A 4,663-nucleotide genomic window follows, 5' to 3' on the forward strand; every position below is an offset into this window, starting at 1 on the left:
GATCGCGTGCATCGCCGGCCATGGCCTGGCGCAGGACAGTGAAGTAACAGCCCTTCTGCGGCAGCCCCTCGCGCAGGTCCTTCCATGTCCTTCCCCCGTCGCGCGACCGCCAGACCGCCGCCGCCGCGCCGGGAGGGAAGCGGCCCTGGGTGTCGCCGTTCAGGGGCAGCGTCCAGAGCGTATCGGGGTCGCGCGGATGCACGCGGATCGGGAATCCGAAGGTGGAGGGCAGGCCGGCGGTAACATCCTCCCAGCTCCGCCCGCCGTCCGGGGATCGCCAGACGCCGTGGTGATTCTGCTGGTAGAGCACGTCGGCGGTGCCCGCCGCGCGCACCATGTTGTGCACACAATGCCCGGTCTCGCCGTCCCTCGGCGCGGCTGGATGGTCGTGCCCCTCGCAGGCGGCGGCATTGGCGAGCCGGTTGCGCCGCTCCCAGTTCGCGCCGCCGTCCTCGCTGGCGAAGACGCCGGCGGCCGAGATGCCGACCCAGAGCTTTGCGGGGTTCGCAGGGTCGCAGACGATGGTGTGCAGGACCAGCCCCGCCGCGCCGGGGTTCCAGCCTGCGGCCGAGGGATGGTCGGTCAGGCTTTCGACGCGCGCCCAGGTGACGCCGCCGTCGCGGCTGGCGACGAGGCCCGCGGGCTTCGTGCCGGCATAGAGCGTGCCGCCAGCTAGGCCAAGCGACCAGACCTGGCTCATGAGCCCGTCGAAGGGCGTCGCCGCAGCCGCCCAGCCGACCATCGCGGCGAGGTCTGGGTCCCTCGCGGCCCAGTCGTCGATGGTACCGCGGCTCAGCCGCGCCACATCCCAGGTCTCCCCGCCATCGGAGGAGCGCCAGACCCCCGCCCCCTGCCAGTCGCCGCCGCCGCCGGCCCAGATCGTGCCGCTCTCGGGGTCGCCGATGACGTGGTTGATCGGCCAGCCGCCGCAGAACGGCCCCGCGACGTTCCACTCTGCCCGACCCTTGCCGCCGGACAGCAGAAATGCCCCCTTCGTCGTGCCGACGAGAAGGGTCAGACCCTCGTTGCTCATGCGAGCCTCCCTGTTGCGCGGGAAGGAGCATAGCACGGGCTGCATCGTCTACGCAGCGCCCTCAGCCGAAGCGCGGCTGGCTCAGGAGGTAGCGGTCGAGGATAGGCAGCGCGGCGGCCCCGATGGCGCGGGCATTGCGGCCGACGCTCGCCTCTGCGATCACCGGGGCGCCAATTCCCTGCGTGTCGAGCCCGGCCACCGCGACGCGGGTCCGCTCGACGACGCGCCGGCGCACATCGGGCGGGCAATTCGCCTCGATCAGGATGCGCTCGAAATCGATCACGGCCGAGACGGCGACCACGCCAATGGCAAGATGACGCGCGGTGTGTTCGATCCAGTCGTCAAGCGCAGGCCCGAACGTCGCCCAATCCGTCCCGGGGTCCCAGATCGCGGCCGGATCGATTCCCGCCTCGGCCAGCCGCCGCTCCAGGAGGAAGATCGACGCATGGTCGATGAGTTGGCGCGGCACCCCGAGCCCCGATGCGACGGGAATAGAGCCGAAGGCGCCGGCATTGCCGGTGCGCCCGGTGTAGACGGTGTCGTTCAGAACCACGCCGCCGCCGATAAAGGAGCCGATGAAGAAATAGGCGTAGTCGGCGAACTCGCGGCCGCGGCCGAAGACATGCTCGGCGGTGCAGGCGGCGGTCGCGTCGTTGCGCAGGATCACCGGCAGCCCCGTCACGGCGCCGACCCGCTCCTCCGTGTCGAAGTCCCGCCAGGCCTGCATCTCTTCCTTTGGGGCGTTCACGATGTCGAGCCAGTTCCAGAGCTCGAAGGGAGCGGCCACGCCGATCCCGGCGAGCCGCGCGCCCCTGAGTGCGCCCAGCGGTGCGGTCACCTTCGGCAGGTTATCCTCCAGAAACCGCATCACCGCGCCGGGCGTCGGATAGGCATAGGTGCGCTTGGCCACCGCGCGGATCGCGCCGGTGACGTCGATCAGCACCAGGTCGGCGCTCTTCCGGCCGATGTTGAGCCCGAGCGAGAGCACCCCGTCGGGATTGAGGGCCATCGGGATCGAGGGTTTTCCCACCCTGCCCCGGATCGGCTCCCCCCGGATCAGGAGGCCGTCCTTTTCCAGCGCGCGGATGATGGTGGAAACGGTCTGCGCCGAGACGTTGGCGCGGCGGGCGATATCGGCGGACGGCAACGCGCCGTGGCGCTGGATCAGCGACAGGACGAGGCGCTCGTTGTGATCGCGCACGCCCGAGGGCGTCGCGCCCCCCATCGGATCGCGGATCAGAATGGCATCCATGTTTTCCGCCATATCGCCTGTCGCCATGGCGTCAAGTCTGGTCTCACCTTATTAATAAATCAAGTTGATTTATTTATTGACACCCCGCGCCGAGTCGGGGCACAACCGACGGCGGGGACAGGCAGACGCGGCCTGTCCGGGATGCCCGGGCCGCGCAGGAGCGCGAGGCCCTTCGTCAGGGAGGACGACATGAAGAGACTCTTCGCCAGCGCCGCCGCGGCCGCGCTTCTCATCGGCGGCGCCACGGCCGCCTCGGCCGACAGCGCCTGCCTCATCACCAAGACCGACACCAACCCCTTCTTCGTGAAGATGAAGGAAGGCGCGACCGCGAAGGCGACCGAGCTCGGTATCGAACTGAAAACCTATGCCGGCAAGATCGACGGCGATCACGAAAGCCAGGTCGCGGCCATCGAGGCCTGCGTGGCCGACGGCGCGAAGGGCATCCTGCTCACGGCCTCCGACACCAAGGCGATCGTCGATTCCGTCACGGCCGCACGGGATGCCGGCGTGCTCGTGATCGCGCTCGACACGCCCCTGGACCCGGTCGACGCGGCGGACGCGACCTTCGCCACCGACAATTTCGCCGCCGGCCTCCTCATCGGCCAATGGGCGAAGGCGACGATGGGCGACGCGGCCGCGGACGCCAAGATCGCGCTCCTCGACCTCGCCATCTCGCAGCCCTCGGTGGACGTCCTGCGCGACCAGGGCTTCCTTCAGGGCTTCGGCGTGGATCTCGGCGATCCGAACAAATGGGGCGACGAGACCGACCCGCGCATCGTCGGGCACGAGGTCACGGCCGGCAACGAGGAAGGCGGCCTGACGGCGATGGAGGCGCTCCTGGCCAAGGACCCGGACGTCAACGTCGTCTACACGATCAACGAACCCTCGGCCGCGGGCGCCTACGAGGCCCTTAAGGCCGTGGGCAAGGAAGGCTCCACCCTCATCGTCTCCGTCGACGGCGGATGCCCGGGCGTGCAGAACGTGAAGGACGGGATCATCGGCGCCACCTCGCAGCAGTATCCGCTGTTGATGGCCTCGAAGGGCATCGAGGCGATCGCCGCCTATATCAAGGACGGCTCCAAGCCCGCGCCGACCGAGGGCAAGGACTTCTTCGACACCGGCGTCGCGCTGATCACCGACAAGCCGGCGGAAGGCGTGGAGTCGATTGACACGGTCAAGGGCATGGAGCTCTGCTGGGGCTGATCGGCCGCGTCGTTACCCGGGTGTCGGTAACCAGTGAGGGGGCGGCCCGCGCCGCCCTTTTTCCTGGCGAAGAGGACTGGACGCAAGGAGGGGCACTATGGCTGCGGATCAAAGGGCGGGAACCGCCTTCGAGGAGGGGCTGAAGGGCGCCTCCGAGAAGGTGGCCGAGTTCCACGAGCAGGAAGGCGCGCTGAAGCGGATGCAGCACTGGCTGCACCAGACACCGTCGGCGGTTCCGATGATCGTGCTGGCCGTCGCGGTTGTCGTCTTCGCGCTCCTGTCCGAGAACTTCTTCAAGGCGACGACGATCTCGACGATCCTTCAGCAGATCGCCATCGTCGGCATCCTCGGATGTGCCCAGAGTCTCGTGATCCTGACGGCGGGCATCGATCTGTCGGTGGGCGCCATCGCCGTCTTCTCCTCGGTGCTGATGGGTCAGCTCTCGTTCCGCTACGGCCTGCCCGCGCCACTCGCCATCGCGCTCGGCCTCGCACTCGGCACGTCGATGGGGGCGATGAACGGCTTCCTGATCTCGCGGCTGAGGTTGCCGCCCTTCATCGTGACGCTCGGCACCTGGCAGATCCTGCTCGCTTCAAACTTCATCTTCTCGGCGAACGAGACCATCCGCAGCCAGGACATTGCCGCGAACGCGCCCGCGCTCCAGTTCTGGGGCCGCGCCATCCAGCCCGGCGGCGTGAAGGTGCTCTACGCCGTGTTCCTGATGATCGCGCTCGTCCTGGTCATGTCCTATGTGCTGCGCCACACCGCCTGGGGCCGCCACGTCTATGCGGTGGGCGACGACGCCGAGGCGGCGAAACTCGCCGGTGTGCAGACCGATCGGGTGATCCTCCAGGTCTACGCGCTCGCCGGGTTCTTCTGCGCCGTCGCCGGCTGGGTTATGATCGGCCGCTTCGGCTCGGTCTCGCCCACCGCCTCCACCGGCCAGCTTGGAAACATCCAGTCGATCACCGCCGTGGTGATCGGGGGGATCAGCCTCTTCGGCGGGCGCGGCTCGATCCTCGGCATGTTCTTCGGGGCGCTGATCGTGGGCGTCTTCGAGATGGGCCTGCGCCTTGTCGGCACCGACCCGCAATGGACCTTCTTCCTCATCGGTGCGCTGATCATCTTCGCCGTAGCCGTGGATCAGTGGATCAGAAAGGTGGCCGCGTGATGGA

General features: G+C 68.5%; 4 protein-coding genes. 2 read left to right on the plus strand and 2 right to left on the minus strand.

Annotation, left to right across the window (positions count from 1 at the left end; all coding sequences use genetic code 11):
- On the minus strand, positions 1-1,033 hold a 1,033-nt coding region (locus ACMUOO_RS16455; RefSeq protein WP_413855742.1), incomplete at its 3' end, for a WD40/YVTN/BNR-like repeat-containing protein.
- A 61-nt stretch (positions 1,034-1,094) separates the two neighbouring features.
- Positions 1,095-2,285 carry an ROK family transcriptional regulator gene (locus ACMUOO_RS16460; protein ID WP_301919515.1) on the minus strand — a complete coding sequence of 397 codons (1,191 nt, stop codon included), beginning with the start codon at positions 2,283-2,285 and terminating at the stop codon, positions 1,095-1,097.
- Between the two features lie 189 nt (positions 2,286-2,474).
- Here ACMUOO_RS16460 and ACMUOO_RS16465 point away from each other — a divergent pair, with 189 nt between their 5' ends.
- Together ACMUOO_RS16465 and ACMUOO_RS16470 are read left to right on the plus strand one after the other, a co-directional pair.
- Complete coding sequence (locus ACMUOO_RS16465) at positions 2,475-3,488, plus strand: sugar ABC transporter substrate-binding protein (RefSeq protein ID WP_301919516.1); 1,014 nt, start codon at positions 2,475-2,477, stop codon at positions 3,486-3,488.
- A 97-nt stretch (positions 3,489-3,585) separates the two neighbouring features.
- Positions 3,586-4,659 (plus strand): ABC transporter permease, encoded by a 1,074-nt coding sequence (locus ACMUOO_RS16470; RefSeq protein WP_301919517.1) that lies wholly within the window; start codon positions 3,586-3,588, stop codon positions 4,657-4,659.
- Positions 4,660-4,663 lie beyond the last annotated feature (4 nt).

This window comes from Albidovulum sp. (assembly GCF_041919395.1).
In the GTDB taxonomy this organism is placed as follows: domain Bacteria; phylum Pseudomonadota; class Alphaproteobacteria; order Rhodobacterales; family Rhodobacteraceae; genus Albidovulum.

Bases quoted from the DNA above. Each gene is read 5' to 3' on its own strand.
- ACMUOO_RS16460 (WP_301919515.1), bottom strand. From the start codon at position 2,285: ATGGATGCCATTCTGATCCGCGATCCGATGGGGGGCGCGACGCCCTCG.
- ACMUOO_RS16465 (WP_301919516.1), top strand. From the start codon at position 2,475: ATGAAGAGACTCTTCGCCAGCGCCGCCGCGGCCGCGCTTCTCATCGGC.
- ACMUOO_RS16470 (WP_301919517.1), top strand. From the start codon at position 3,586: ATGGCTGCGGATCAAAGGGCGGGAACCGCCTTCGAGGAGGGGCTGAAG.